The organism is Sphingobium sp. RS1 (genome assembly GCF_056156825.1).
Genome location: NZ_JBLZXE010000002.1, coordinates 3302241 through 3328223, shown reverse-complemented (window position 1 = coordinate 3328223; position 25983 = coordinate 3302241). Strand labels below are relative to the sequence as shown.

The window sequence follows — 25983 nt, the reverse complement described above, 5'->3', positions numbered from 1 at the left end:
GCGGCGATCCAGCGCCTCCTCCGTTATGAACCAGGCGGGACGAACCCGCGGCAAGAGGTGTGCGAATGACGGCGCTGGCGGAAGCGAAAAACAAGGAAGTCGACAAGAATATTCGCGAGGCGCTGGAGGGCGCACTCAGCCGGGGTGCTCTGCCCGGTGAAAGCGAAGGGTTTGACGAGGCCGCGCTGGCTGGCGCCGCCGCTTTCCTGGGCCGCACCGCCAATGGCCGCAAGCCCGGCCATGAAGCGATCGCGATGGAAACGCTGGGCGAAGGCGCCAATGGCCGCTTCATGCGACTGGCCGTCATCAATGACGACATGCCCTTCCTGGTCGATTCGATCGCCAATGCGCTGGCGGCGGCCGACATCACCATCCATCGCCTGTTCCATCCGGTCCTGTTCGTGACGCGCGATGGAGACGGCGCGCTGTCCGGCGTGTTCGAAGAGGATGCGTCCGGTGCCCGCCGCGAGTCCATGATCTATATCGAAACCGACCGTGCCGATTCCAAGGCGCGCCGGGCGCTGGAAAAGGCGTTGCAGGAAACGCTGGCCGACGTCCGCGCCGCCGTTGCCGACTGGCCCAAAATGCAGTCGGCCATGGCCGCCGATGCCGACGCTGTGCCGGACGAGGAAGGCGCCGCCCTGCTGCGCTGGTTCCTCGCCCGCCATTTCACCCAGACCGGCCACGAAATCGTCAGCCGCGACGGCAGCAGCAGCGCCCCGCTCGGCATCTGCACCCGGCATGACAAGCCGCTGATCGCGCCCGCCTCGCTGGAGGCCGCCTTCACTTGGTTCGAGGAAGGCAAGCGCACGCCGCTCATCATCAAATCCAGCCGCATTTCGCGCGTGCATCGTCTTGTATTGCTCGACCTCATCATCATCCCTGTGCGGGAGGGCAAGACGGTCAAGGCCCTGTCGATCCACGCCGGCATGTGGACCAGTTCCGGCCTGTCGGCGACGCCGGACAAGGTGCCGTTGCTGCGATCGGCGCTGTCCACGCTGATGGACAAATTCGGCTTCGATCCGCTGGGCCATGCCGGTAAGACTCTGGCCCATGCGCTGACCGCGCTGCCGCACGACATCACCATCGGCTTCGATCGCGAGACGCTGGAGCGGCTGGCACTGACCTTCATGTCGCTGACCGATCGGCCGCGTCCCAAGCTGGCGCTCGCCACCAGCGCGCTGGCGCGTCACCTCTATGCCTTCGTCTGGCTGCCGCGGGACGAACTGTCCACCGCCCGCCGCGTCAGCATTCAGGACATGCTGGCGCTCAAGAGCCATGGCACCGTACTCAGCTGGTCGATCGCATTGGAAGAAGGCGGCCTGGCACTGCTGCGCATTACGCTAGACCTGCGCGATGGGGGCATCGTGCCCGATGATGTCGCGCTCGACCGCATGCTCAAGCAGATGGTGCGCGGCTGGATCCCGGCGGTCGAGGAGGCCTTGGCCGTTACTGAGGAGCCGGGCCGTGCGGCTGCGATGGCGCAGCGCTATGGCGGTGGCTTTCCGCTCGCCTATCGCAATGGGGCCGGCCCGGAAGAGGCCGCGATCGACATCCGCCTGATCCACGGCCTGTCGGGGGACGGCGACAAGTCGATTCGCATCTATCGCAACCCCGAAGACAGCGCCGAACGGCTGCGGCTGAAACTCTACAGCCATGTCACCGTTGCCCTGTCCGAAGTCGTCCCCGCCTTTGAGAATTTCGGTTTCCGCGTGATCGAAGAAATGACCACCGCCATCAGCGGCAGCGCCACCGAAGGCGGTACGCTGGGCCACGTCCAGCGCTTCGTGCTGGAACTGCCGGCCGGCGACGATGCGCAGGCGGTCGTGGACCGGGCCGAGGTCGTGACCGAAGCGATCGCGCAAGTGCTGGAAGGCGTGGCCGAGAATGACCGGCTGAACGAACTGATCGTCACCGCCGGTCTTGCGCCGCGCTCGGTCGTGCTGTTCCGCGCGCTCTATCGCTATCTGCGGCAGGCCGGCGTCGCCTATGGCATGGCGACCTTTGCCGATACGCTGCGCAAGGCGCAGGGCATCGCGACCAACCTCATCACCTTGTTCGACGCGCTGCATAACCCTGCCGCGCAGGACGGCGCGGACGACCGTATCGCGCAGGCACAGGCCGATATCGACGCTGGGCTGGAGCGCGTGACCGCGATTGACGAGGATCGTATCCTGCGCCTGCTGCGCGCCGTCATCACCGCAACGTTGCGCACCAATTTCTATGCCCCCGCCGCGCAGGAGGCGATTGCCTTCAAGCTGGACAGCGCGCTGGTGCCGGGCCTGCCGGCGCCGCTGCCATGGCGGGAAATCTGGGTGTACAGCCCCCGCGTCGAGGGCATCCACCTGCGCGCCGGGCCGGTTGCGCGTGGCGGCCTGCGCTGGTCCGACCGCCGCGACGATTTCCGCACCGAAATATTGGGCCTGATGAAGGCGCAGCGCGTGAAGAACGCCGTTATCGTGCCGACCGGCGCGAAGGGCGGCTTCTATCCCAAGCAACTGCCCAATCCGCAGGCCGATCGCGACGCATGGCTGGCCGAAGGCACCGAAAGCTATCGCATCTTCATCCGGTCCTTGCTGTCGATCACCGACAATATCGTGAAGAACAAGGTGAAGCATCCGGCCGACGTCGTCGTGCATGACGGAGACGATCCCTATTTCGTCGTCGCCGCCGACAAGGGTACAGCCACCTTCTCCGACGTTGCCAATGCCATCGCGCTGGAACGCGGCTTCTGGCTGGGCGATGCCTTCGCCAGCGGCGGCTCCAACGGCTACGACCACAAGGCGATGGGCATCACCGCGCGCGGCGCATGGATTTCGGTCCAGCGCCACTTCGCCGAAATGGGCGTCGACGTGCAGAGTGAGCCGATCAGCGTCGTGGGTTGCGGTGACATGTCGGGCGACGTGTTCGGCAACGGCATGCTGCTGTCGAAGGCGATCAAGCTGGTCGCCGCCTTCGACCATCGCCATATTTTCTTCGATCCCGCGCCCGATCCTGCCAAGAGCTGGGAAGAGCGCAACCGGATGTTCGCCCTGCCCCGTTCCAGTTGGGAGGATTATGACAAGGCGCTCATTTCCAAGGGCGGCGGCGTCTTCTCGCGCGCCCTGAAGCGCATCCCGCTGACCCCGGAAATGCAGGCGATCCTGGACGTGACGGACAAGGAAATGGAGCCAGCCGCGCTCATCTCCGCGATCCTGAAGGCCCCGGCTGACCTGCTCTGGTTCGGCGGCATCGGCACCTATGTGAAGGCCGCCGCGCAAAGCCATGGCGATGTCGGCGATCCGGCCAATGATCGTCTGCGCGTCAATGCCGAGCAGCTGCGCGTCAAGGTGATCGGCGAAGGCGCGAACTTGGGTACGACGCAAGCGGGCCGTATCGCCTTCTCGCTGCATGGCGGGCGCATCAACACCGACTTCATCGACAACAGCGCCGGCGTCGACTGCTCGGATAATGAGGTCAACATCAAGATCGCGCTGAACAAGGAAATGGCGGAAGGCCGCCTGCCCTTCGACAAGCGCAACACGCTGCTAGAAAGCATGACGGATGCGGTCGGCGAAATCGTGCTGGAGGATAACCGGCTTCAAGCGCTGGGCCTGTCCATCGCCGAAGCCGGCGGCGCCGCAGACCTTGCCTCCTATGTCCGCCTGATCGAGACGTTTGAGGAAACCGGACGCCTCGACCGGCAGGTGGAGGGGCTGGCCGCCAACGACCAGCTGCTGCGCCGTGGACAGGATGGTCAGGGCCTCACCCGTCCCGAACTGGCCGTCTTGCTCTCGACCGCCAAGCTCGCCTTGCAGGATGCGATCGAACATGGCGACCTCGCCACCGACGACAGCATGACTGCCGAACTGATGGCCGCCTTCCCGGAAGCCATGCAGAAGAAGGAAGCGGACGCGATCGCCGGCCATGCGCTCAAGAAAGAGATCATCGCCACCAAGGTCGCCAACCGCATCGTCAACCGCCTGGGCCTCATCCATCCGTTCGAACTGGCTGAAGAAGAAGGCTGCTCGCTCGCCGACCTGGCCAGCGCTTTCCTGATCGCCGAGCGCCTCTATGATATCCGCACGCTCTGGGCGGATATCGACGCGGCGGACATGTCGGAAGGTGCGCGGCTTGCGCTGTTCAGCGATATTGCCAGCGGCATGCGCGCCCAGATCGCCGATATCCTGCGCGCCCTGCCCGCCGGTACGCTCCCGGCGCAGGGGCATGAGAAGCTGGCCGCCGGCGTGGGCCTGCTGGCCAATCAGGTCGACGATCTGCTGACCAGCGAGGCGCAACGCCGCACTGCTGCCGTCACCGACCGTCTGCTCGGCCTGGGGGCGCCGGAGACGCTGGCCGTGCGCACGGCAGGGCTGTTCAAGCTGGACGGCGCGGTCGGCATTGCCTCGCTCGCCGCCCGCATGGGGGTGGAGGAAGTCGCGCTGACCCGCGCCTTCACCCATCTGGGCGAAGCGGTCGGCATCGACTGGGTCCAGTCCGCCGCCGCGCGGATGGAACCGACCGACCCGTGGGAACGGCTGCTGATTTCCGGCGTCGCCCGCGACATGCAGCAGGTCCGCCTCGACTTCCTCGCCCAGGGGAAGGGCAAGGATGTCGCCACGCATGTCGAAAACTGGTTGCAGGCCAAGGGCGCCCGCGTCCGTCAGTTCCGCACGCTGGTCCAGCGTGCCAAGGCGGCTGCGACGCCCAATGTCGCGATGCTGGCGGAGATTGCAGGACAGGCACGCGGACTGCTGGGCCGCTGATCCACTCCACAACGTAAAAAGGGGCGCCATCCCATACGGATGGCGCCCCTTTTTTGTTCACTCCGAAAACCGTTCGCTTCGAGCGACGTCGAGAAGCGGCTACAACAGCGCTTACTGTTTCTCGACCATATTCGAAACGAACGGATGAAGTGTTTTACGACTGCGGCGGCGTATCAGTCGCCGGCTTATCTTCGACATCGTCGCCATAGGGATCGGGCACCACCAGCTTGGGCGCGTCCTTCTTGCCCGGCGTGCGGATATCCTCCCCATAGATGGGCACGAATTTCTCGTCGGACACCCGGCCGTGCAGCGCCTCGATCTCCGCCTTGCGCTGGCGTAGATACATGGTCTTGTAGACGGTATAGGGGTCGTCTTCATTGCGGATCGCCTGGATCGTCTCGTCGAACGCGGCGCGCTCGCCCAACTGGTTCAGGATCGTCGCGGGAATGACATAGGTGGGCTTGTTGAAGGGCTTGCCCACGGCAAAGGGCAGGATCATCTTGTCCACCGTATCGCCGACGATATCGCGCAGCGTGGTCGGCCCGACGATGGGCAGATACATATACGGCCCCGGTCCGATGCCATAATAGCCCAGCGTGTTGGCGAGGCCATTGTTGCGATGGGGCAGGTTGAATGGCTTGCGCTTGGCAACGTCGAACAGGCCGACAAAGCCGAGCGTCGAATTGACGCCGAAGCGTCCCGCCGTCTCGAACGCCTTGCCCGGCTTGAACTGGAGCAGATAGGCGGCCGCGACGACCGGCTCCTGCAAGTTTGAGAAGAAGTTGCGCAGCCCCTTGCGCACTGGGCGTGGCAGGCCCTTGTTATAGGCCTTGGCGACCGGCTCCAGCACGGCCTTGTCGACCGACTGCACAGCCTCGAAACTCTTGGCGTTCAACTGCTCCAGCGGGTCGCCCTTGGGCGCGCCCTTGTCGCCGGTGACGACGATATCCTGCGCGGCATCATCCTGCGGCGCTGCGGGCGGCGTGGTAGCGGGCGCCGGAACCTGCGGCGTGGGCGGCGTGGACGGCGTTGCATCCTGCATCGCCACGACCTCTGCGGCAGCGACCAATTGCGGCGCGGCGCTCTGCGCCTGCGCACCCATCATCATCATTCCCGCAGCAACGGCCGGCACCAGCATATTATATTCCTAGCAGCGGCCCCGCGCTCTCCCCGCACAGCCCTTCATGATCCATGACGTCCCGGACATATTTAATCCGTGTTACATCAGGCATACAGCGCGGCTAGAGGTGGTGGCCCGGATCGTCAATAGCAAGGCCGGGCCGTCGATCCGCATGGCGGGGCCGCTCGTCGCAGCCGCTTACATTTTGATACAAAAATCCATGCGCGACTCGTTTGCAACTGCGAGTCGTTCTCGTTATGCGATGACCTCATCTTTCGCAGGACAAGTCTCCTTTCCAATGCACGGAACCGCCCGCATCCAGAAGCCGAAAAATAAGAGCGCCAAGGCCTTCTGGATGAAGCAGCTCCATACCTGGCACTGGGTCAGTTCAGCAATCAGCCTGATCGGCCTGCTGCTTTTCGCCTTCACCGGCATCACGCTCAATCACGCTGCTGATGTGGAGGGATCGCCCCGGACGATCGAGAAAAGTGCGACCCTGCCCGCCGATCTGCTGAAACAAGTGGCGGCCGACGACGCCCCCGATGCCAAGAGGCCCCTGCCCGCTCCGGTCGCCAACTGGCTGGACAAGGCGGTGGGACAGACAGGCGCGGGTGAAGCCGAATGGTCTGCCGACGAAATCTACCTTGCCCTGCCCCGTCCCGGCGGCGACGGCTGGGTGTCGATCGACCGGCATGACGGCACCGTCACCAGCGAAAGCACCAGCCGCGGCGCAATCAGCTATCTCAATGACCTGCACAAGGGCCGCAACGCCGGCGGGGTATGGAAATGGTTCATCGATATCTTCTCGATCGCCTGCTTCATCTTTGCGCTGACCGGCCTCGTCCTGCTGCAAATCCACGCCAAGAAGCGGCCGACCACATGGCCGCTGGTCGCCGCCGGCCTCGCCATTCCGGCGATCCTCGCCATCATCTTCATCCATTAACGGGGGACCATAATGCAGATCAGTCATCGCCTGTTGCTGACCGGTACGGCGGCGCTTGGCGCGGCAGGCACGGCCGCGGTGCCCGCCACCGCGCAGACGCTGAACCTCAACGTCAATATCCCGCGCCTGTCGGTCGCCGAATATCATCGCCCCTATGTCGCCATCTGGATCGAGAAGCAGGGCGCGACGCCGCGCAGCCTGTCGGTCTGGTATGATTATGACATGAAGAATGGCGAAGGCACCAAATGGCTGCGCGATGTGCGCCAGTGGTGGCGCGCCTCCGGTCGAACGCTGACCTTCCCCGCCGATGGCGTGACCGGCGCGACCCGCGCGCCCGGCGACCAGAAGATCGCCTTCACCGCCGGCAAGGGACCGCTCGGCGCGCTTGGCCCGGGCAATTACACACTGATTGTTGAAGCGGCGCGCGAAGTCGGCGGCCGTGAAGTGCTCCGCCTCCCCTTCGCCTGGCCGCCCAAGCCCGGCACCGTGGTCAAGGCGCAGGGCAGCAGCGAACTGGGTGCCATCACCCTCACTTTCGGCAAATAAGGGGACGTTTTTCCATGAAGGCCAAATATCTGATCGCCGGCGCACTCGCCGCCCTGATGCTGCCCGCTTCGGCGCAGGCGCATCGCCAGTGGATGCTGCCATCCTCCACCACCCTGTCCGGCAATGACAGCTGGGTGACGGTCGACGCCGCCATTTCCAACGACGTCTTCTATTTCGAACATTTCCCAATGGGCACGGACAATATCGCCGTGACCGAACCGGACGGCACCAGCGGCAAGATCGAGAATGCCGCCAAGGGTCGCTACCGCTCGACCTTCGACGTCCACCTGACCAAGCCCGGCACCTATCGCATCGCCAATGTCTCGACCGGCGTGATGGGCAGCTACATGCTGAACGGCAAGCAGGAACGGCTGCCGCGCGGCACGACCAAGGACAAGCTGGCCAGCGTCATTCCCGCTGGTGCGACCGATGTGCAGACGGCCGAAATGTCGAACCGCAACGAAATTTTCGTGACGCTGGGCGCGCCCACCACGACCATCTTCAAGCCGACCGGCGTAGGCCTGGAGATGGTGCCCGTCACCCACCCCAATGACCTCGTCTCGGGCGAAGCGGCGACCTTCCAGTTCCTGCTGGACGGCAAACCCGCCGCCGACCTGAAGGTCACGGTCATTCCCGGCGGCATCCGCTATCGCGATGCGCTGGGCCAGATGGACCTGACCACGGGCAAGGATGGCAAGGTCGCGATCACCTGGCCGCAGCCGGGCATGTACTGGCTGAACGCCAGCATCGGTGGCGGTCGTGAAGGCGGCCCCGGCGGTCCGGGTGGTGAAGGTGGCGCTGGCGGCCCCGGTGCCGGCGCTCCGCCCGCGCCGCGCCCGCAGGCGCCCGCAGGCCCGCCGCCGCGCCGCGCCGCCTATGTCAGCACGTTGGAAGTGCTGGCCCCCTGACCCAGCCCGCCCATCATGGCGTGCGTATTGCGATAGCGCCCGACCTGTCGCCCGAGAGCTTTCTCGGGCGACAGCGTCAGGGCGCTATCGTCGCTTATGGCGGTCCGACCATGGGCACCAGCTGGTCGGCGCAGATCGTCGATCCACCCGCCGGTTGCGACGCCGCGATCGAGGCGGTGCTGGCCCGCATCATCGACCAGATGAGCAATTGGGAAGCGGATAGCGCGATCAGCCGCTTCAACCGCATGCCGGTCGGTGAATGGATGCCCCTGCCGCCGGAGATGCTGACGGTGCTGCGCGCGGGGCTGGACATGGCCCGCCTGTCCGACGGCGCCTTCGATCCGGCGATCGGCCGGCTGGTCGATCATTGGGGCTTCGGCCCGAACAGCGCCGCATCCGCTTATGCCATCGCCCGCCCCTGGACCCGGATCGAAGTGGAACGCGGCCATGCCCGCCGGCTGGCCGATGTGGCGCTCGACCTCTCCGGGATCGCCAAGGGTTTTGCCGTCGATGTTGTCGCGGAAGCGTTGCGCGAGATGGGCATAGGCAATTTTCTGGTCGAGATCGGCGGCGAACTGCGCGGCGACGGCATCAAGCCCGACCTCCAGCCCTGGTGGGTCGATGTGGAGCCGCCCACCGACCTGCCCGTCCCGACGCTGCGCATCGCGCTGTGCGACATGGCCGTCGCCACATCCGGCGACTATCGCCGCTTCCGCATGCAGGACGGCGCGCGCCTGTCCCACAGCATAAATCCCCTGACCGGCCAGCCGATCGCGGAGGGCGTCGCCTCCGTCACGGTCCTGCACGAACAGGCGATGCTGGCCGACGCCTGGGCCACGGCGATCACCGTGATGGGGCCAAACCGCGGCATGCACCTCGCCACCCGCCACGGCCTTGCCGCCCGGCTGGTGATGCGCACCGCCTGCGGCGCGCAGGAATATATGACGCCCGCCCTTGCCGCGATGCTGGCGTGAGTGCGGATATCGCGCGCTTAACTTCGCACATTTCCCGCTGATTTCGACATTTTGATACGTGAGTTGGAAATTATATGTCGAGGACTAGGCCGCCCTAAGAGCCCTCCCAGCCCTGATGCGCTGTTAGCGTAAAACGCGCGTGTAGGACAGCAATGGGTGGTTTGCAGATGGTCGGGTTCCGGCGAACAGGCGCGAATAGCTGCCGTAGCTTGGCGTTTGCAAATCTGAAAGAGGTTCGGAATACGAACTAGGAAATGACAGGCAAAGGGTATCGAGACGAACTTGAAAGAGCACTTGCTCGATCCGATGCTGATGAGATGTGCCGACAAATTGACGCTTGCGCCGATTATTTCGCGCAGGGTGCTGGCGAGTGGCCTGACGAATGGGCTGATGACTTTGGCGAGATCATTACCTGCCATCACGATGATCCTGAGAAGGCGCTAGCTTACGTGATTATTGGCGCCTCGCGCGCCGATAATCCTCGATTCCTCGGGCAACTGGGATGCGGTCCATTGGAGGATGTGCTTCGAAACCCGGCACCTGATTTGCTTGATCGCATTGTCGCTGAGGCACGCAAATCTGCGCGATTCCGTTGGCTGCTTAGTAACCCTTATAGAGTCGCAATTGCACCAAGAGCGTGGGAAGCAATTGAGAAATTTCGCATCACTGGTCCCCACGAGGAGCCACCTGACGATCAACTGCCGCCCCGAAATTGAACGTCTGCAATCGGGAATTCAAAGCAAGACCAACGAATGAGGGAAAGTGGTCGTCAGCCGCCAGCCTGTCAGGCGTCCGCCCAGCGGCGCAGCAGATTGTGATAGACGCCGGTCAGGCGGATCACTTCGTCATGATCCTGGCCCATGGCGGCGGCAACGCCCTGTACGCTGCGGTCGAGGTCGAACAGCATCTGCCGCGCGCCATCGTCGCGAACCATCGATTGCAGCCAGAAGAAGCTGGCCACCCGCCGCCCGCGCGTCACCGGCTCCACCCGATGCAGCGACGAAGATGGATAAAGCACCGCATGGCCCGCAGGCAGCTTTACCTGCTGCACGCCGAAATTCGTCTCGATCGTCAGTTCGCCGCCATCATAGGCATCGGGTGCCTCCAGAAAGACGGTGATGGAGAGGTCAGAGCGAACGCGAAAACCCGTCCCGGCCTGAATGCGCACGGCATTGTCGACATGCACGCCGAAATTCTGGCCGCCGGCATAGCTGTTGAACAGGGGCGGAAAAATCTTGAGCGGCAGGGCAGCGGCGATGAACAAAGGCGATCGGCCCAGCGCATCCAGCACCATCTGCCCGGCGCGCCTGGCCGCTTCGCTGTCCTCCGGCAATTGCAGGTTGCGCTTGGCGAGCGCGGACTGATGGCCGGAGGTGATGTTGCCATCGACCCAGTCGGCGGCATCGATGAGGGCACGGATGGCGGCGACGCTTTCAGCGTCGATCAGGTCGGGTATGGCAATCAGCATGGAAAAAGCGTGTCCGTCAGGCGGCGTCAGTGCGCAGGATGAAGGGGATTTCGACCACGCCCTTGACCCGCACCGGCTGACCGCTGCGCAGGATCGGCTTCCAGCGCCAGCCCTTCACGGCGTCGCGGGCGGCATTGTCGAGCCGGGCGGAGCCGCTGCTCTGCGCCACATTGATGCTTTCGACCGCGCCGTCCAGACCGACGACGAGGCTCAGCACGACCGTGCCCTGTTCCTTCTTGCGGCGGCTTTCGATGGGATAGCGCGGGGGCTTGCCTGCGACCATCTGCGCTCCAAGATCGCCGCCCTGCACGATGCTGGGCGGGGCCGGCGGCGCGGCGGGCGCCGGCGGACCCGGCACCGCGACGGCGACCGGCGCAGGCGTGGGCACGGGGCTAGGGTCCGGCGTGGTCTGCACCATATGGACGGGCGGCACCGGCGTTTGCACGATCGGCGGCGGGGCCACGACTTCGGGTTTGGACGGCGGCGGCGGCGGCGCTTCGGCAGCGGGCGGCGGTGGCGGCGGGGTCAGGTTGACCACCGTCAGCTTGGCTTCCTCCACGCGCTGGATATGCTGGCGCACCTGAATGAGCGCACCGATCGCCAGCGCATGAACGGCCACAATGGCAATGATGGCAGTCAGATTGGGGCGGGATCTGGCGCCATAACGGCTGGCAGGCGAGATATGGGAAGAAAGGCGCGACGAAGGCGCAACGGGCACAGGCTGGATCAGCTGTTCCGAAACGGCATCATAATCGTCGGCCGGCAGACTCGCGGCTTGCAGCATGGAAGCGCCTCCCTCCCCGCGCCCTTAGCGCGAAGACTAATGCGAATCAATTGCGCCCTGGAAACAGAATGGAAATTTAGGATGGGCGGCGACCCGAGGAGTATATGTCGCCGCCCTGCCTTCACCCCCGGCCGGGACGGGCCGGGGACATTGCGATCAGAACTGATAGTTCAGGCTGAACACGGCCGAACGGGTCGGTGCGGGTTGCGCCCAGCTGCCCCCGACCGCGTTGCGCACGGTCGTCACATATTTCTCGTCGGTGAAATTCTGGACGTTGAGCTGCGCCTTCAGGTTCGACGTGATCGGGTAATTCACCATCAGGCGATGGATGGTGTAGCTCGGCACATGATAGGCGACATAGGTGCCGGCCGTCAGCTGCGCCAGGGTCGGCTGGTTCAGCAGGAACTTGCCCTGATAGGTCAGGCCGTAACCCAGCTCCAGACCGAAATCGAAGCGGTAGGTGGTAAACAGGCTGCCCGAATGTTTGGGCGTGTTGGTGAGTGCATAGCCCGCCGTCGGATCAAGGAAGGCGGCGCTGTTGGCGCAAGTGCCCGCCGCCGGATCGGTCGCCCCCGGATTGTCGAGGCAATAGTCGGACACGCCCTGTTTGATCTTCGACTTCAGATACATGTAGTTGGCGGAAATCGTCCAGTTGCTTGTGATGTTACCCGACGCACCGAAGGAAATGCCCTCCACCCGCTGATGCCCGTCGGTCGCCTGATCGGGCAGCAGCGGATCACCCGAAACCACCTTGATCTGGTTGCGATCGTTGCGGAAGGCCGCGAGCGTCAGCAGCAACTTCTTGTCGAACAGGTCCGCCTTGGCACCGACCTCGTAATTCTTCGTGGTTTCCGGCTTCACGTTGCAGGTGCCGCTGCCTCCGGCGGCATTGTCCACCGTGCAACTGCCATCGACCGAAGCCTTGGACGGCAGCTTGCTGTTGCCGAACGCGACATAGAGGCTGGTATCCGGCGTCGGCTTCACCACCGCGCCGACACGGTAGGAGAAGAGATTGTCGTCGGTGCGCGGCAGGGTCGTTGCCGTGTTCAATTGCCCCAGCGTCGGCGATCCGGCCGTCGTGACGTAAGAGAAGCTGCGGCTCAGCCCCTTCACATTTTCATAGCGCAGGCCGCCGTTGATTTCGAAGAAATCGCTGAACTTGAGCGTATCGAACAGATAGGCGGCATAGCTGGTCTGCTCGCCCAGCGCGCGGGCAGACCGGATGAAGTTGATCGGGCCGCTATATTCATTGTTGCCATAGCTGTAGCCGGCCGGCCCCTGCACCACTTCGCCGGGGTTGGAGATGCTGACCAGCGGGAAGAGCGGGGTCGAACCATCCGCGTTGCGGGGCAGCGTGCCCTGCTCCTGCCGATATTGCTCCCACATGGCCGACGCGCCGATGACCAGCGTATGACCGACACCCGCCGTGTCGAAATCGGCGCTCAGGTCCACCTGGTTATAGGCGGTCGTGTTGTTGATGAAACGCTGCACGCCGCGACCGCCGGTGGGCAGATAATAGCCGGCGGGCACGGTAAAGGCAGCGCCATTGACGGTGGTGGTGCAGGCGGCGGCAACGCCGTCCAGGAAGGGCGCCTGCGGCTGGAGGCCGGTCGAGGACAGGCAGAAGGTGCCGTTGGGCTGGCTGGTGATCGTGTTCTGGCGGATATGTTCGTAGCGGGTCAGGTTGCGGATCTTCACCGCATCGCTGAACTGATGGCTGAAGATCGCCTGAAGCGAGCGGGTCTTGCTGTTCTGCTGATCCAGATTGGCAAAGCCATAATAGCCCGACCGGTCGAATTCATCCAGGAAGCCGCCCAGATTGGCATAATAGCGAAGGCCATATTGCGGCATGGCGTCGTCGTGCAGATATTCGCCCTGCACGGTCAGGCTGGTGGGGCTGTCGATGCCGATGGTGATCGCAGGGGCAAAACCGTAGCGCTCATAATATTCGACATCGCGGCCGGGCACGTCATTCTTGTGATAGACAGCGTTCAGGCGGACGGCGATCAGGTCATTGACGCGCTTGTTGGCGTCGATCGTAGCGCGGTAATATTGATCGGTGCCGATGCCGGCGTTCAGGATGGTCTGATCGTCGGCCAGCGGACGCTTGGTGACCAGATTGATCGTGCCGGCGACAGAACCGCCGCCGTTCATGACCGAGTTGGCGCCGTTGGTGACCTCGACCTGCTCGATATTATAGACTTCGTTGCGGTTGAGGAACGCGCCCGAACGCACGCCGTCGATCGTTACGTCATTCTTGGCATCCTGCCCGCGCAGGATGATGCGGTCGCCATAGCCAAAGCCACCCTCACCCGCGCCGAAGGTGATGCCGGGAACGGTCGAAAGCACGTCGCGCAGGGTCAGCAGGTTCTGTTGCTGGATGGTTTCCTTGCCGATGACGGTGATGGTCTGCGGCGTGTCGAGCAGCGGGCGGGTATATTTGGGCGACTCCGCCTTCTCGACCTTGACCGTGGGTTCATCGATTGCCGTGTCGGTGACGGTCATGCCGCCGAGACGCGCGCCTTGTTCCCCCTCCTGCGCACCGGCGCTGGCGACAAAGGCCATGGCGCCGACGCAGCCCAGCGCCAGAAAGGATGTCATATTCCCGGACTTCGACATGATAGCAGATCCCCTTTTGTAATTGGGGCAGGCTGCTATTGAGAGTCCTTCGCAGAGTCAACATTATTGCGACTGATTATTACCAGCATTGCAAGATTGTTGCAGAAACAGCCAGCAGCGGATGGCGCTGGCCAGATTGGGGGGATGCGGCGCCGCGAGCCGCTCCACATCGATGCGGGCGACCAGGGCGTTGACGGGCAATTGTTGACGGGCAGCATGGGCGCGCAGGGCGTCCCAGAAAATCGGTTCCAGACTGATGGCGGTCTGGTGCCCCGCGATGGTCACGCTGCGCTTGACCGGCGGGGAGAAGGGCGACCCTTCCGGCCCATAGGGGCCTTGGTCAGGGTCGCCCGCGTCCATCAATACATATGCTGGCCACCGTTGATCGACAGCGTGCTGCCGGTCACGAAGCCACCATCCTCACTGCACAGGAACGCCACGCCACGCGCGATTTCATGCGCCTGGCCCAGACGGCCGACGGGAATCTTCGCCACGATCTTTTCCAGCACCGCCGGCGGCACAGCGGCCACCATGTCGGTGTCGATATAGCCCGGCGCGATCGCATTGACGGTGATGCCGGACTTGGCGCCTTCCTGCGCCAGCGCCTTGGTAAAGCCATGGATGCCCGATTTGGCAGCGGCATAATTGACCTGACCATATTGGCCGGCCTGCCCGTTGATCGAACCGATATTGACGATCCGACCCCAGCCGCGTTCGCGCATGCCGCCGAATGTCGCCTTGGCCATGTTGAAGCAACCGCCCAGGTTGATGCGCATCACTTCGTTCCAGTCGTCGAAGCTCATCTTCGCCAGCACGCCGTCGCGGGTGATGCCGGCATTGTTGACGACGATATCGACCGGGCCGAGCGCCTGCGTCACCTGTGCCACGCCGTCGAGGCAGGCCTGATGATCGCCCACGTCCCATTTGAAGGTGGCAATGCCGGTCTTTTCAGTGAAGGCCTTCGCCTTTTCTTCATTGCCGGCATAGTTGGCGGCAACGGTATAACCCAGTTCCTTCAGCGCCAGACTGATCGCCTCGCCGATACCCCGTGTTCCGCCCGTCACGATCGCCACTCTCGACATAAAAGCGTCCTCTTCCAAACAGGGTCAGTCCATCCAACCCGAAAGCTCGCGGCTCATCAGCCTCTGATACAGAGTGATAGCTTCCGCCGACGCATTTAGACAGGGCAAATAGGCAAAATTTTCGCCGCCCTGGCTCAAAAAAACCTCTTTCGCCCGCAAGGCGATTTCCTCTAGGGTTTCAAGGCAATCCGCCGAAAAACCGGGCGTTACAACAGCAATATTCCGGACACCTTCCTTTACCAATTTGGCAAGTGTCGCTTCGGTTTCCGGTTCGAGCCATTTGGCCCGGCCAAAGCGCGACTGGAAGCTCATATGGACCGGCAGGCGGAGCGCTTCACGCAGCAGGCGGACGGTCTTCACAGACTGGCAATGATAGGGATCGCCCAGATGCAATGTGCGCTCCGGCATGCCATGGAAGCTAGCGAGCAGGGCGTCCGGTACGAAGTCGAGCGCAGCGACATGTGCGTCGATCGACGCCTTCAATGCGGCGATATAGGCCGGGTCATCATGATAAGGCGGCAGGGTGCGTACCGCCGGTTGCCAGCGCATCGCCGCCAGCGCGGCGAAAGCGGCATCATTGGCGGTCGCCGTGGTCGCGCCGCTATATTGCGGATAGAGCGGCGCGAGCAGGATGCGGTCGCAGCCTTGGCGCTTCATGGCGGCCAGCCGCTCCGCAATGGCCGGATTGCCGTAGCGCATCGCCCAGTCGACCAGCACATGCGGCATCGCCTGTTGCAGGGCCTGCGCGGTGACGCGGGTATGGACGGCGAGCGGCGAGCCTTCAGGCGTCCAAACCTGTTGATAGGCATGGGCGGATTTCTTCGGCCGGGTGGTCAGGATCACGCCATGCAGGATCGGTTGCCAGACCAGCCTGGGAATTTCCACCACGCGTGGGTCGGACAGGAATTCCGCCAGATAGCGACGCACCGATTTGGCATCGGGCGCATCCGGCGTGCCGAGGTTGATGAGCAGCACGCCCACCCTGGGGGCAGGAATAGCGGGATGATCGGCGGGCGGGGTCATGCGGTTCCTACCAGAGGCAGGCTGCGCAGACGCTGGCCTGTCCAGGTGTAGAGGGCGTTGGCGATGGCAGGCGCGACCAGCGGCGCGGCGAGATCGGTCACGCCGGCGGGGTCGGCGGTGCTGCGCATCAGTTCCACCGTCACCTCGCCAATATCGGCGAGGCGCGGCAGATTCATGCGGTCGAGGATGGCGCGGGTTGGCATCCCCTTCTCATAGGGGACGGCGGCGCCCATCGCATAGGCGAGGCCGTGGATCAGGCCGCTTTCGATCTGCTGCCGGGCGATGTCGGGATTGACCTGATCGCCGGCATCGACCGCCGCGACGATGCGATTGACGCTGAGCGCGTCGCCATTCATCGCCGCCTCCACCATCACGGCGGCATAGGCGCCGTTCATCATATGGGCGGCAATCCCCTGCCCGCTACCCGGAATGCCGCCCTGCCAGCCGCCCATCGACGCGGCAGTGGAGAGGCAATGGGCAAGGCGCGGATTGCCGCCGAGCATCTGGATACGGAAGGACATGGCCTCCATCCCGGCCAGATGCGCCAGTTCATCGACGAAACTTTCCGTGAAGAAAGCGCCATGAAGCCGCGCATTGCCGCGCGTGAAGCCGAGCGGCAGGCCGACATCGGTCGGGAAATGATCGACCGCCCAGTTGGGAATGGCGTAAGGCGGCACCATGCCGGCCACCGCCAGCCGGGTCGCCTTGTCCGCGGCATCGGCTGCTGCCTCATGCGGCAATTTCCCGTCCGCGATCCGCGACCATGTCTGGGTCATGGCACAGGGCGCGGCGACCTTGGCCGACCAGCCCTCGATCGCACCGCCACGGCCCAGCTTGGCGGCCATGCGGGCATGGGCGGGCGCGCTGGGGCGATCCTGGATCACATCCTCCAGCCGCGACCAGAGCAATTGCACCGGCCGCTTCATCTCCTGCGCCAGCAATGCCGCCTGTACCCCGACGTCCCAATCCATCGCGCGGCCGAAGGAGCCGCCGGCATGCAGCGGATAGAGCGCCACCGCCCGTTCGGACAGGCCCAGCGCATCGGCGATCGCCGCGCGGGCAAGGCCCGGCGCCTGCGTCGCCATCCACACTTCCGCGCCATCGTCCGTCACCCGCGCGGTCGCGCAGGGCGGTTCGATCGCCAGATGCAGGCCGGCATCGACCTGATATTCGCTGGCCAATATGGTCGCGCCCTCGAATACCGGGCCAAGATCGCCCTGTGCATAGAGGCGGCGACCGGCCTCGCTCTCAAAGGCGGTTTCCAGTGCATCATCGATGCTGCTGCTGCTGATCGGCGGTCCGCGCAGGGCGAAGACCGGGTCGGCCAGATCGAGCGCCTTGTTGGCGGCCCACCAGTTGCTCGCCACCGCCGCGACCCAGCGCTCATGCCGGACCAGACGGAGGAACCCCGTGACGCCGCCGGCGGATTTTTCGTCCACGCCGGCCAGCAGCGCATCGCCGATCGGCCCCTGCCGGATCGAGGCATAGACCATGTCGGGCAAGCGGATGTCGGCGGCATAATTATGGCTGCCGTCAATCTTGGACGGGGTGTCGAGGCGCGGCAGATCCTGCCCCGACAGGCGCGCGTCCTGCCCCTGCCGATAGGGCAATATGTCGGGCAGGTCGAAGCGGGCCGCATCAGCCACGATCTCGCCGATCTTCATGCGATGGGCCGCGCCATCGGTGATGATGCCGTCCACGATGTCGCAGCTTTCCCAGGGGATGTTCCAGCGCGCCGCCGCCGCCTTGCACAGCAGAACCCGCGCCGCCGCACCGGCATCGCGATAGGCATCGCGGAACATGGGGACGGAAGTACCACCACCGGTCAGCATCAGCGCGCCGCGCGTCGCATATTGGTTGAGCGCCCAGTCGCCCGCCCCGCCCATCAGCCGTGACCAGTCGCTCGCCAGCCATTCGCGCGCCAGCAGCGTATTGGCGTAAAGCGGGCTGACCGGCGCGCTCTGCACCGCGACCGTGCGCCAGTCCGCGCCCAGTTCGTCGGCCAATATCTGCGGCAGGACGGTGGTGATCCCCTGCCCCATTTCGGTCTGCGGCACGACGACGATGATCTGGCCCGAAGCGTCGATCTTCAGGAAGGCGTTGAGGATGGTTTCGTTCGCACCGGCATTGAGATTGGGTTCATAACTGCGCGGCCAGACACCCCAGGCGATCAGCAGCCCCGCCGCCGCGCCGCCGCCCACCAAAAGGGTGCGGCGGTTGATGCCTGTCTTTGTGCCGGATTGCTTCCGCGGTGCGCGCGCCATGCCTGCCTGATAGAGGCGGGACGTCGGGATGCCTAGCGTTATTCGGCGGTGATCGGCGCGATACCGAAGCGGGGGATGTCGATCGCCGGGCACCGGTCCATCACGACCTGCAATCCGGCCGCCTCGGCGCGGGCGGCAGCGGCTTCATCGATGACGCCGAGTTGCATCCACACAGCCTTGGCGCCCATCGCGATGGCATCGTCCACAGCCTCGCCCGCCGCCTCGCTGCGGCGGAAGATGTCGACCAGATCGATGGGCACGCCGATGTCGGGCAGGCGGCCCCAGACAAATTCGCCATGGACATGTTCGCCCGCAATCTGCGGATTGACCGGCAGCACGCGATAGCCATGGTCCTGAAGAAATTTCATCACGCCATAGCTGGGCCGATCGGGTCGGTCGGAAATGCCGACCAGCGCGATGGTGCGGGTGCGGCCGAGCAAGGCGGCGATATCCTGTGGAGCAGTGAGCGGCATGGCAATCTCCTTCCGTCCCGACATGGGGAGGGCGCGGCGGCATGCAAGACGTTCCCTTCGCGAGATTGCCAGGTTAGGCTGCACCATGTTCGCGATCCGCCCCGACGACCTGACCGATCCGCAAACCCGTGCGCTGCTGGCGTTGCACCTGTCCGGCATGCATGACCATTCGCCGCCCGATGCCGTCTTCGCGCTGGACCTGTCCGGCCTGCAAGCGCCGGATATCCGGCTATGGTCGGCCTGGGTCGGCGATGCGATTGCGGGCGTGGGGGCATTGCGACTGCTCGATGCCGACCGGGGCGAGATCAAGTCGATGCGGACCCATCCCGACTATCTGCGACAGGGCGTGGGCACGGCGTTGCTGCACCATGTCATCGACGCCGCACGGGCAGATGGCCTCAAACATCTGAGCCTGGAGACGGGGCGCGGCACGGCCTTTGGTCCGGCCCTGGCACTTTACCGGCGCCATGGCTTTGTCGATGGCGGTCCGTTCGGTGCCTATCGGGTCAATGGCTTCAGCCAGTTCCTGCATCTGCGCCTTTAATCAGGCGACCTTCAGCCAGTCCGCCACCTTCTGTGCGATGGCGCGGAACGCGTCGGCATGGATGCCCTCGCCCGCCGCCGGCGGATCGCCCGCGTCGGACTGGCGGCGAATCTCGATCGCCAGTGGAATGCGGCCAAGGAACGGCATGGACAGGTCGCCCGCCGCGCTTTCCGCGCCGCCCTGGCCGAAGGGATCGGAAATCTCGCCGCAATGGGGGCAGGCATAGCCGGCCATATTCTCGACCAGCCCGACCATCGGCACGCCGGCCTGATGGAACAGGCTCACCGCGCGGGTCGCGTCGATCAGCGCCAGATCCTGCGGCGTAGACACGATCACTGCGCCGGCAGGCTTGTGCTTCTGCACCATCGACAACTGAATGTCGCCGGTGCCCGGCGGCATGTCGACCACCAGCAGTTCGGCGTCACCCCATTCGGCATCGATCAGTTGCGACAGCGCATTGCCCGCCATCGGCCCGCGCCAGGCCAGCGCCTTGCCCGGTTCCACCAGATGCGCCATCGACAGCATCGGGATACCGATCGGGCCGGTGACGGGCACCAGCTTCTTGTCACGGGCGACCGGCTTCTGGTCCTCGCTCGCCATCAGCTTGGCCTGCGACGGGCCATAGATATCGGCATCGACCAGCCCGACCCTGATCCCGAGACGGTGCAGCGCGACGGCCAGATTGGCCGACAGGGTCGATTTGCCCACCCCGCCCTTTCCCGATGCGACGGCCAGGATGCGCAGCGGTTTGCGCTCTTCCGTCGGCTTGCGTTCAGCCGTCATGGCGATGCGCACGTCGGTCACGCCCGTGACGGTGAGGCCGCCCTCCCTGATCGCGGCGGCCAGCCCGTCACGTTGTTCGGGCGACAGGCCGCCCACGTCCAAGGCCAGGGTCATCACCCCTTCCTTGATGCGCGGCGCACTGGCGCGGCCATCGGTGAGGGCGGTCAGACGGGCGGTGAAATCGGCAAGATCGGTCATGGCGATGCCCTGTAGGAAATAATCGCGGCCATTTGCACTGTTTTTCGGAGAAGAGCCTTCCTATAGAAGACAACATGAGAAGAATATTCGGGTGGATGCCCGCGATCGCAGCGATGGTCCAAGGCCCCTGGGGCGGCAAGAATGACGGCCCCGACGGGGACGGGCAGAAGGGCGGCGATGGCGGCCCGCGCAACCCGTGGACCCAGCCGGGCAAGCCATCGGGCGGGCAGAAAGGCCCTTCCGCGATCGAGGAATTGCTGCGCCGTGGCCGCGAAAGCTTCGGTCCGGGCGGCGGCAATGGCGGTGGCGGCTTTGGCGGCCTGCCCCCGCGCGCGGCTGGCCGGGCATTGTGGCCCATCGCGATCGGCCTGGTGGTCATCCTGTGGCTGGTGCTGACCAGTTTCCACCGGGTCGGCCCGCAGGAACGCGGCGTGGTGACGTTCCTCGGCAAATATAGCCGGACGCTGACGCCGGGCATCAGCCTGACGCTGCCCGCCCCGTTCGAAGCGGTGACGACGGTCGATGTCGAGGAAATCCGCACCATCGATATTGGATCGACCAGCGCCGAGAAGGAAAATCTGGTGCTGACCGGCGACCAGAATATCATCGACCTTGCCTATTCGGTGCGCTGGAACATTCGCAACCCGGAACTCTATCTGTTCCAGCTGTCGGAACCCGATGCCAGCGTGCGCGAAGTCGCCGAGAGCGCCATGCGCGCCGTGCTGGCCAGCGTCAGCCTGGACGATGCGCTGGGCGCGGGCCGTACCGCGATCGAGCAGCAGGTCGAATTGCGCATGCAGGAGATATTGGACGGCTACAAGTCGGGCATCCGTATCCAGGGCGTCGCGATCAAGCAGGCGGACCCGCCAACGGCGGTGAACGATGCGTTCAAGGCCGTGTCCGCCGCGCAGCAGACCGCCCAGACCTACCTCAACGAAGCGCGCGCCGCCGCCCAGCAGGTGACGGCAAAGGCGCAGGGCGAAGCCGCGGCCTTCGACAAAGTCTATGAACAATATAAGCTGGCGCCCGACGTGACCCGCCGCCGCATGTATTATGAAACCATGGAGGGCGTGCTGTCGAACGTCGACAAGACCATCGTCGAGGGCAATAATGTGACGCCCTATCTGCCATTGCCCGAACTCAAGAAGCGGGCGCAGGCAACCCCGGCGCAGGATGCCGCCACCAGCACGGGAGGCCAGTAATGCCCGGAGTCGTGCGTCACCCCGTCGCGCTTGCGCTGACCCTGCTGGCGCTGCTGATCCTGGTCGGCAGCACCATCGCAATCGTGCCCGAAACCAAGCAGGGCGTCATCGTCCGCTTCGGCGATCCCAAGGAACTCATCAACCGCTATCAGCCCAATGAAAGCTTCGGCCAGACCGGTGCGGGCATCATCTGGCGCTGGCCGTTCGTCGACCAGATCGTCTGGATCGACAAGCGCGTGCTGTCGGTCGAGATGGAGCGGCAGCAGGTCTTGTCCACCGACCAGTTGCGGCTTCAGGTCGACGCCTTTGCGCGCTATCGCATCGTTGACCCGCTGCGCATGTATATTGCCGCAGGCAGCGAGGATCGCGTGTCCGACGCGCTGCGTCCGATCCTGGGCTCTGCGCTGCGCAACGAACTGGGCAAGCGGCCCTTTGCCGCGCTGCTCAGCCCGGAGCGAGGCCAAGTAATGCAGAATATCGAAGCGGGCCTTGACCGCGTTGCGCGCCAATATGGCGCCGAAATCGTCGACGTGCGGATCAAGCGCGCCGACCTGCCCGACGGCACCCCGCTGGACAGCGCCTTCACCCGCATGCGCACCGCGCGCGAGCAGGAAGCACTGACCATCCGCGCGCAGGGGGCCAAGCAGGCCCAGATCATTCGCGCCGAGGCCGACGCGAACGCTGCCCGCATCTATGCCGAAAGCTTTGGCAAGGACCCGTCCTTCTACGATTTCTATCGCGGAATGCAGAGCTATCGCTACACTTTCTCGCCCGATCGGCCGGGCCAGACCAGCATCATCCTGTCGCCGGACAATGAGTTCCTGCGGCAATTTCAGGGACGACGTTAAACTTTCGTCATGATCCATGGCGGATCATTACGGAACCAGCGTCATTCAATGAGGGTTAAGGCAAGGCGGAGCATCTGAGGGCTTCCTAAAGTCCCGCCTTCCTTATTCCCGAAGTTTTGAAGAGGACCGTCACGAGTGCGTTACGCTTATGCCATTACCGGCGCCCTGCTGCTCGGCGGCACCGCCATCGCGGTCACCACCAGTTCCAATGTCGGCGCGCAGACCGCGCAGAATGAAGGCCTGACGGCCGCGGCGCCCGCGGGCGCGCCCGCCAGCCTCGCCGACATGGTCGAGAAGCTGCAACCGGCCGTCGTCAATATCTCGACCAAGCAGCGGGTGAAGGTACAGAATCCCTTCGCCGGCACCCCGTTCGGCGACCTGTTCGGCCAGGGTCAGGGCGGCCAGCCCCAGACCCGCCAGGCGCAGTCGCTGGGTTCGGGCTTCCTGATATCGGCGGACGGCTATATCGTCACCAACAACCATGTGGTGTCGGCCGGCGCGGAAGGCGCAAGCGTCGATTCGATCACGGTCACCATGACCGACAAGCAGGAATTCCCGGCGAAGCTGATCGGCCGCGACCCCGCGACCGACCTGGCCGTGCTCAAGATCGAATCCCCCAAGCCGCTGCCCTTCGTGAAGTTCGGCGACAGCACCAAGGCGCGCGTGGGCGATTGGGTCGTTGCGATCGGCAACCCCTTCGCGCTGTCGGGTACGGTGACGGCCGGCATCATTTCCGCCCTGCACCGCAATACCGGCGGCACGTCGGGCTATGACAAGTTCATCCAGACCGACGCGTCGATCAACCAGGGCAATAGTGGCGGCCCGATGTTCGACATGCGTGGCAATGTGATCGGCATCAACAGCCAGATCCTTTCGCCCTCGGGCGGCAATGTCGGCATCGGCTTCGCCATTCCGTCGGAACAGGCCGCGCCGATCGTCGATACGCTGCGCAAGGGCCAGAGCATCAAGCGCGGCTATCTGGGCGTGCAAATCAGCCCGCTGGGCGAAGATCTGGCCGACTCGCTGGGCCTCGCCAAGAATCGCGGCGAATTCGTCCAGGGCGTCGAGCCGGGCAAGGGCGCGGAAAAGGCCGGGATCAAGGCGGGCGACGTGATCGTCAGCGTCGCCGGCCAGGAAGTGACCGCCGACCAGAATCTGTCCTCGATTGTTGCGGGTCAGGGGATCGGTGCGAAGGTGCCGATCGTGCTGATCCGTAATGGCCAGCGCCAGACCGTGACCGCCATCGTCGGCGAACGCCCGTCCGAAGACGAACTGAACAATTTCGCTCAGCCTCAGGGCGATGAGGACTTCAGCCAGCAGGACAGCAATCCGGGTCAGGCGACGCAGCAGGCGCTGGGTATTTCAGCTATCCCGCTGACGCCCGGCATCATTCGCCAGCTTGGCATTGCCGCCGATACCAAGGGCGTGGTCATCACCGCCGTCGACGGGTCGACCGACGCCGGCGCCAAGGGCCTGCGTCGTGGCGACGTCATCATCAGTGCCAACAACCGCCCGGTTACAAGCCAGGCCGAACTGGATGCGCAGGCCAAGGCCGTGGCGGCCCAGGGCCGCAACGCCATCCTGTTGCAGGTGCTGCGTCGCGGCCAGCCGGCGATCTTCCTGCCGGTACGCCTGCGCGACAAGTAAGTAACATGATGCCTCTCGCCTTGTGGCGAAGGCAGATGTGCGGTTAATTCCGTCATCCCCGCGAAAGCAGGGACCCATCTCTCGACCTCCCACCGGAGGATAGCGTGGGAGATGGGTTCCCGCTTCCGCGGGAATGACGGTTTTTTTGTTGGAAAAGGATCGGGAATGAGCGACGGCATTTTCATCGGCCTTGGCGCACCGGACAAGGATGGCGGCATTCCCCAGACGCTGAACCTGCGCCGCGCGAACCGGCACGGGCTGATCGCCGGGGCGACCGGCACCGGCAAGACGGTGACGTTGCAGGGCATTGCCGAAAGCTTTTCCGCACTGGGCGTCCCGGTGTTCCTGGCTGATGTGAAAGGCGACCTGGCCGGCATATCCATGGCCGGTTCCCCCACCGCCAAAAATGCCGACAAGCTGGTCGCGCGCGCGGCGGAAGTCGGCATCGCCGACTATAGCTATGCCGACAATCCGGCGATCTTCTGGGATCTCTACGGGCAGCAGGGCCATCCGATCCGCACCACCGTCAGCGAAATGGGGCCGTTGCTGCTCGCGCGCCTGATGGGCCTCAACGAGACGCAGGAAGGCGTGCTGTCGATCGCCTTCAAATATGCCGATGAGGAAGGGCTGCTGCTGCTTGACCTCGGCGATTTGCAGGCGATGCTGGCCTATTGCGCGGAAAATGCGGATGCGCTCTCGGCCCGCTACGGCAATGTGACCAAGGCCAGCGTCGGCGCGATCCAGCGGCAGTTGCTGCAACTGGAATCGCAGGGCGGCGACCATTTCTTTGGTGAGCCGGCGCTCGACATCCATGACATGTTGCAGGTGGACGACCAGGGTCGCGGCTATGTGAATGTGCTGGCCGCCGACAAGTTGATGCAGTCGCCCAAACTCTACGCAACCTTCCTGCTGTGGCTGCTGAGCGAACTGTTCGAGACGCTGCCGGAAGTGGGTGACCCGGACAAGCCCAAGCTCGTCTTCTTCTTCGATGAAGCCCATCTGCTGTTCGAGGATGCGCCCAAGGCGCTGACCGACAAGATCGAGCAGGTCGTGCGCCTGATCCGGTCGAAGGGCGTGGGCGTCTATTTCGTGACGCAGAACCCGATCGATATCCCCGAGGATGTCGCCGGCCAGCTCGGCAATCGGGTGCAGCATGCGCTGCGCGCCTTCACCCCGCGCGACCAGAAGGCGATCAAGGCGGCGGCGGACACCTTCCGCATCAATCCCGACCTGAATGTCGAGACGGCGATTACCGAATTGAAGGTCGGCGAGGCACTGGTGTCGCTGTTGCAGGAGGATGGATCGCCCGGCATCGTCCAGCGCACGCTGATCGCCCCACCCCGCTCCCGCCTGGGCCCGGTCGAGCCGAAGGAGCGGGCGATCATTCAGTCGATATCGCCGGTCGCAGGCAAATATGACACTGCCGTCAATCGGGAGTCTGCGGAGGAGATATTGGCGGCGCGTGGGGAAGCTGCCGCGGCCGCCGCGCAAGCCTCCAAGGCGCAGGCCGAAGCCGACAAGGCCGCCGCCGCGCAGGCCAAGGTGGAAGCCAAGCAGCGCGAAGCCGAATTGAAGGAACAGGCCCGGCGCGAGGCGGCGGAAGCCCGCGAAGCGGCCAAGCCCAGCGCCTTCGACAAGGCGATCCAGTCCGCCACCCGCGCCGCCGGCTCCTCGGTCGGGCGGCAGGTCGCCAATGAACTGGGCCGCGCGGTGTTCGGCGGATCGAGCCGCAAATCATCCTCCGGTGGCATTGCCGGCAAGCTGGTGCGCGGCATATTGGGCAGCCTGTTCAAATAGGCTATTGTCGGGGCG

21 protein-coding genes are annotated in these 25983 nt (G+C 64.6%); 11 read left to right on the top strand and 10 right to left on the bottom strand.

Translation table 11 applies throughout. From position 1 onward, the window contains the following. The first annotated feature begins 65 nt into the window (after positions 1-65). Positions 66-4745, top strand: a complete 4680-nt coding sequence (locus tag ACNHGR_RS18020) for an NAD-glutamate dehydrogenase (RefSeq protein WP_475287841.1) — start codon at positions 66-68, stop codon at positions 4743-4745. Between the two features lie 154 nt (positions 4746-4899). Here the strand turns inward: ACNHGR_RS18020 and ACNHGR_RS18015 are convergent, their stop codons facing one another. After that, positions 4900-5883, bottom strand: a complete 984-nt coding sequence (locus ACNHGR_RS18015) for an MlaA family lipoprotein (protein WP_475287839.1) — start codon at positions 5881-5883, stop codon at positions 4900-4902. 280 nt (positions 5884-6163) lie between these two features. Between ACNHGR_RS18015 and ACNHGR_RS18010 the strand changes: the two genes are divergently transcribed. The 5 genes from ACNHGR_RS18010 (at position 6164) to ACNHGR_RS17990 (ending at position 9952) form a co-directional block, all read left to right on the top strand. Continuing rightward, positions 6164-6808 (top strand): PepSY-associated TM helix domain-containing protein, encoded by a 645-nt coding sequence (locus ACNHGR_RS18010; protein ID WP_475287838.1) that lies wholly within the window; start codon positions 6164-6166, stop codon positions 6806-6808. A gap of 12 nt (positions 6809-6820) precedes the next feature. Beyond that, positions 6821-7354: a DUF2271 domain-containing protein gene (locus tag ACNHGR_RS18005; protein WP_475287836.1), complete on the top strand. Its 534-nt coding sequence runs from the start codon at positions 6821-6823 to the stop codon at positions 7352-7354. 14 nt (positions 7355-7368) lie between these two features. After that, complete coding sequence (locus ACNHGR_RS18000; RefSeq protein ID WP_475287834.1) at positions 7369-8262, top strand: DUF4198 domain-containing protein; 894 nt, start codon at positions 7369-7371, stop codon at positions 8260-8262. Positions 8263-8372: 110 nt separating this feature from the next. Then, a complete protein-coding gene (locus ACNHGR_RS17995; protein ID WP_475288469.1) occupies positions 8373-9236 on the top strand; it encodes an FAD:protein FMN transferase in 864 nt (287 codons plus the stop codon). A gap of 254 nt (positions 9237-9490) precedes the next feature. Then, positions 9491-9952, top strand: a complete 462-nt coding sequence (locus ACNHGR_RS17990; protein ID WP_475287832.1) for a DUF6869 domain-containing protein — start codon at positions 9491-9493, stop codon at positions 9950-9952. Between the two features lie 68 nt (positions 9953-10020). On the opposite strand, the gene ACNHGR_RS17985 is transcribed toward ACNHGR_RS17990, so the two are convergent. The 8 genes from ACNHGR_RS17985 to ACNHGR_RS17950 all read right to left on the bottom strand — a co-directional run bounded on the left by ACNHGR_RS17985 (position 10021) and on the right by ACNHGR_RS17950 (position 18949). Beyond that, entirely contained in the window at positions 10021-10704 is a 684-nt protein-coding gene (locus ACNHGR_RS17985) for a Fe2+-dependent dioxygenase (RefSeq protein WP_475287831.1), read from the bottom strand. A 16-nt stretch (positions 10705-10720) separates the two neighbouring features. Beyond that, a complete protein-coding gene (locus ACNHGR_RS17980; protein ID WP_475287830.1) occupies positions 10721-11488 on the bottom strand; it encodes an energy transducer TonB in 768 nt (255 codons plus the stop codon). Between the two features lie 156 nt (positions 11489-11644). Further along, on the bottom strand, positions 11645-14107 hold the full coding sequence (locus ACNHGR_RS17975; protein WP_475287828.1) for a TonB-dependent receptor: 2463 nt from the start codon (positions 14105-14107) through the stop codon (positions 11645-11647). 63 nt (positions 14108-14170) lie between these two features. Beyond that, complete coding sequence (locus ACNHGR_RS17970; protein WP_184270043.1) at positions 14171-14467, bottom strand: ribbon-helix-helix domain-containing protein; 297 nt, start codon at positions 14465-14467, stop codon at positions 14171-14173. Continuing rightward, the gene (phbB, locus tag ACNHGR_RS17965; RefSeq protein WP_184270041.1) at positions 14467-15189 is read right to left on the bottom strand and encodes an acetoacetyl-CoA reductase; all 723 of its coding nucleotides are present in this window, start codon (positions 15187-15189) and stop codon (positions 14467-14469) included. The genes ACNHGR_RS17970 and phbB overlap by 1 nt, the downstream gene beginning before the upstream one ends. A 24-nt stretch (positions 15190-15213) precedes the next feature. Next, positions 15214-16212, bottom strand: a complete 999-nt coding sequence (hemH, locus tag ACNHGR_RS17960; RefSeq protein WP_475287827.1) for a ferrochelatase — start codon at positions 16210-16212, stop codon at positions 15214-15216. After that, the gene (locus ACNHGR_RS17955) at positions 16209-18476 is read right to left on the bottom strand and encodes a xanthine dehydrogenase family protein molybdopterin-binding subunit (protein ID WP_475287825.1); all 2268 of its coding nucleotides are present in this window, start codon (positions 18474-18476) and stop codon (positions 16209-16211) included. Before ACNHGR_RS17955 ends, hemH begins: the two co-directional genes overlap by 4 nt. 38 nt (positions 18477-18514) lie before the next feature. Beyond that, positions 18515-18949, bottom strand: a complete 435-nt coding sequence (locus tag ACNHGR_RS17950) for a CoA-binding protein (protein ID WP_475287823.1) — start codon at positions 18947-18949, stop codon at positions 18515-18517. On the opposite strand from ACNHGR_RS17950, the gene ACNHGR_RS17945 reads away from it, so the two are divergent. Further along, positions 18879-19493, top strand: a complete 615-nt coding sequence (locus ACNHGR_RS17945) for a GNAT family N-acetyltransferase (protein ID WP_475287821.1) — start codon at positions 18879-18881, stop codon at positions 19491-19493. The genes ACNHGR_RS17950 and ACNHGR_RS17945 overlap by 71 nt on opposite strands. On the opposite strand, the gene ACNHGR_RS17940 is transcribed toward ACNHGR_RS17945, so the two are convergent. Further along, positions 19494-20474: an Mrp/NBP35 family ATP-binding protein gene (locus tag ACNHGR_RS17940; protein ID WP_475287820.1), complete on the bottom strand. Its 981-nt coding sequence runs from the start codon at positions 20472-20474 to the stop codon at positions 19494-19496. Between the two features lie 74 nt (positions 20475-20548). Between ACNHGR_RS17940 and hflK the strand changes: the two genes are divergently transcribed. The 4 genes from hflK (at position 20549) to ACNHGR_RS17920 (ending at position 25968) form a co-directional block, all read left to right on the top strand. Next, positions 20549-21676, top strand: coding sequence for an FtsH protease activity modulator HflK (hflK, locus tag ACNHGR_RS17935; protein ID WP_184270031.1), 1128 nt, complete (start codon positions 20549-20551; stop codon positions 21674-21676). Continuing rightward, a complete protein-coding gene (gene hflC, locus ACNHGR_RS17930; RefSeq protein ID WP_475287819.1) occupies positions 21676-22524 on the top strand; it encodes a protease modulator HflC in 849 nt (282 codons plus the stop codon). The genes hflK and hflC overlap by 1 nt, the downstream gene beginning before the upstream one ends. Positions 22525-22659: 135 nt before the next feature. Further along, positions 22660-24171 carry a Do family serine endopeptidase gene (locus tag ACNHGR_RS17925; RefSeq protein WP_184270027.1) on the top strand — a complete coding sequence of 504 codons (1512 nt, stop codon included), beginning with the start codon at positions 22660-22662 and terminating at the stop codon, positions 24169-24171. A gap of 165 nt (positions 24172-24336) precedes the next feature. After that, on the top strand, positions 24337-25968 hold the full coding sequence (locus ACNHGR_RS17920; RefSeq protein ID WP_475287817.1) for a helicase HerA-like domain-containing protein: 1632 nt from the start codon (positions 24337-24339) through the stop codon (positions 25966-25968). The last annotated feature ends 15 nt before the right edge of the window (positions 25969-25983 follow it).

Coding starts and splice junctions, on each gene's coding strand:
- hflC (WP_475287819.1), top strand. CDS start 21,676: ATGCCCGGAGTCGTGCGTCACCCCGTCGCGCTTGCGCTGACCCTGCTG.
- ACNHGR_RS18000 (WP_475287834.1), top strand. CDS start 7,369: ATGAAGGCCAAATATCTGATCGCCGGCGCACTCGCCGCCCTGATGCTG.
- ACNHGR_RS17950 (WP_475287823.1), bottom strand. CDS start 18,949: ATGCCGCTCACTGCTCCACAGGATATCGCCGCCTTGCTCGGCCGCACC.
- ACNHGR_RS17990 (WP_475287832.1), top strand. CDS start 9,491: ATGACAGGCAAAGGGTATCGAGACGAACTTGAAAGAGCACTTGCTCGA.
- hflK (WP_184270031.1), top strand. CDS start 20,549: ATGAGAAGAATATTCGGGTGGATGCCCGCGATCGCAGCGATGGTCCAA.
- ACNHGR_RS17995 (WP_475288469.1), top strand. CDS start 8,373: ATGGGCACCAGCTGGTCGGCGCAGATCGTCGATCCACCCGCCGGTTGC.
- ACNHGR_RS17920 (WP_475287817.1), top strand. CDS start 24,337: ATGAGCGACGGCATTTTCATCGGCCTTGGCGCACCGGACAAGGATGGC.
- ACNHGR_RS17940 (WP_475287820.1), bottom strand. CDS start 20,474: ATGACCGATCTTGCCGATTTCACCGCCCGTCTGACCGCCCTCACCGAT.
- ACNHGR_RS17980 (WP_475287830.1), bottom strand. CDS start 11,488: ATGCTGCAAGCCGCGAGTCTGCCGGCCGACGATTATGATGCCGTTTCG.
- hemH (WP_475287827.1), bottom strand. CDS start 16,212: ATGACCCCGCCCGCCGATCATCCCGCTATTCCTGCCCCCAGGGTGGGC.
- ACNHGR_RS17955 (WP_475287825.1), bottom strand. CDS start 18,476: ATGGCGCGCGCACCGCGGAAGCAATCCGGCACAAAGACAGGCATCAAC.
- ACNHGR_RS17970 (WP_184270043.1), bottom strand. CDS start 14,467: ATGGACGCGGGCGACCCTGACCAAGGCCCCTATGGGCCGGAAGGGTCG.
- ACNHGR_RS17975 (WP_475287828.1), bottom strand. CDS start 14,107: ATGTCGAAGTCCGGGAATATGACATCCTTTCTGGCGCTGGGCTGCGTC.
- ACNHGR_RS18015 (WP_475287839.1), bottom strand. CDS start 5,883: ATGCTGGTGCCGGCCGTTGCTGCGGGAATGATGATGATGGGTGCGCAG.
- ACNHGR_RS17945 (WP_475287821.1), top strand. CDS start 18,879: ATGCCGACCAGCGCGATGGTGCGGGTGCGGCCGAGCAAGGCGGCGATA.
- phbB (WP_184270041.1), bottom strand. CDS start 15,189: ATGTCGAGAGTGGCGATCGTGACGGGCGGAACACGGGGTATCGGCGAG.
- ACNHGR_RS18010 (WP_475287838.1), top strand. CDS start 6,164: ATGCACGGAACCGCCCGCATCCAGAAGCCGAAAAATAAGAGCGCCAAG.
- ACNHGR_RS17985 (WP_475287831.1), bottom strand. CDS start 10,704: ATGCTGATTGCCATACCCGACCTGATCGACGCTGAAAGCGTCGCCGCC.
- ACNHGR_RS18005 (WP_475287836.1), top strand. CDS start 6,821: ATGCAGATCAGTCATCGCCTGTTGCTGACCGGTACGGCGGCGCTTGGC.
- ACNHGR_RS18020 (WP_475287841.1), top strand. CDS start 66: ATGACGGCGCTGGCGGAAGCGAAAAACAAGGAAGTCGACAAGAATATT.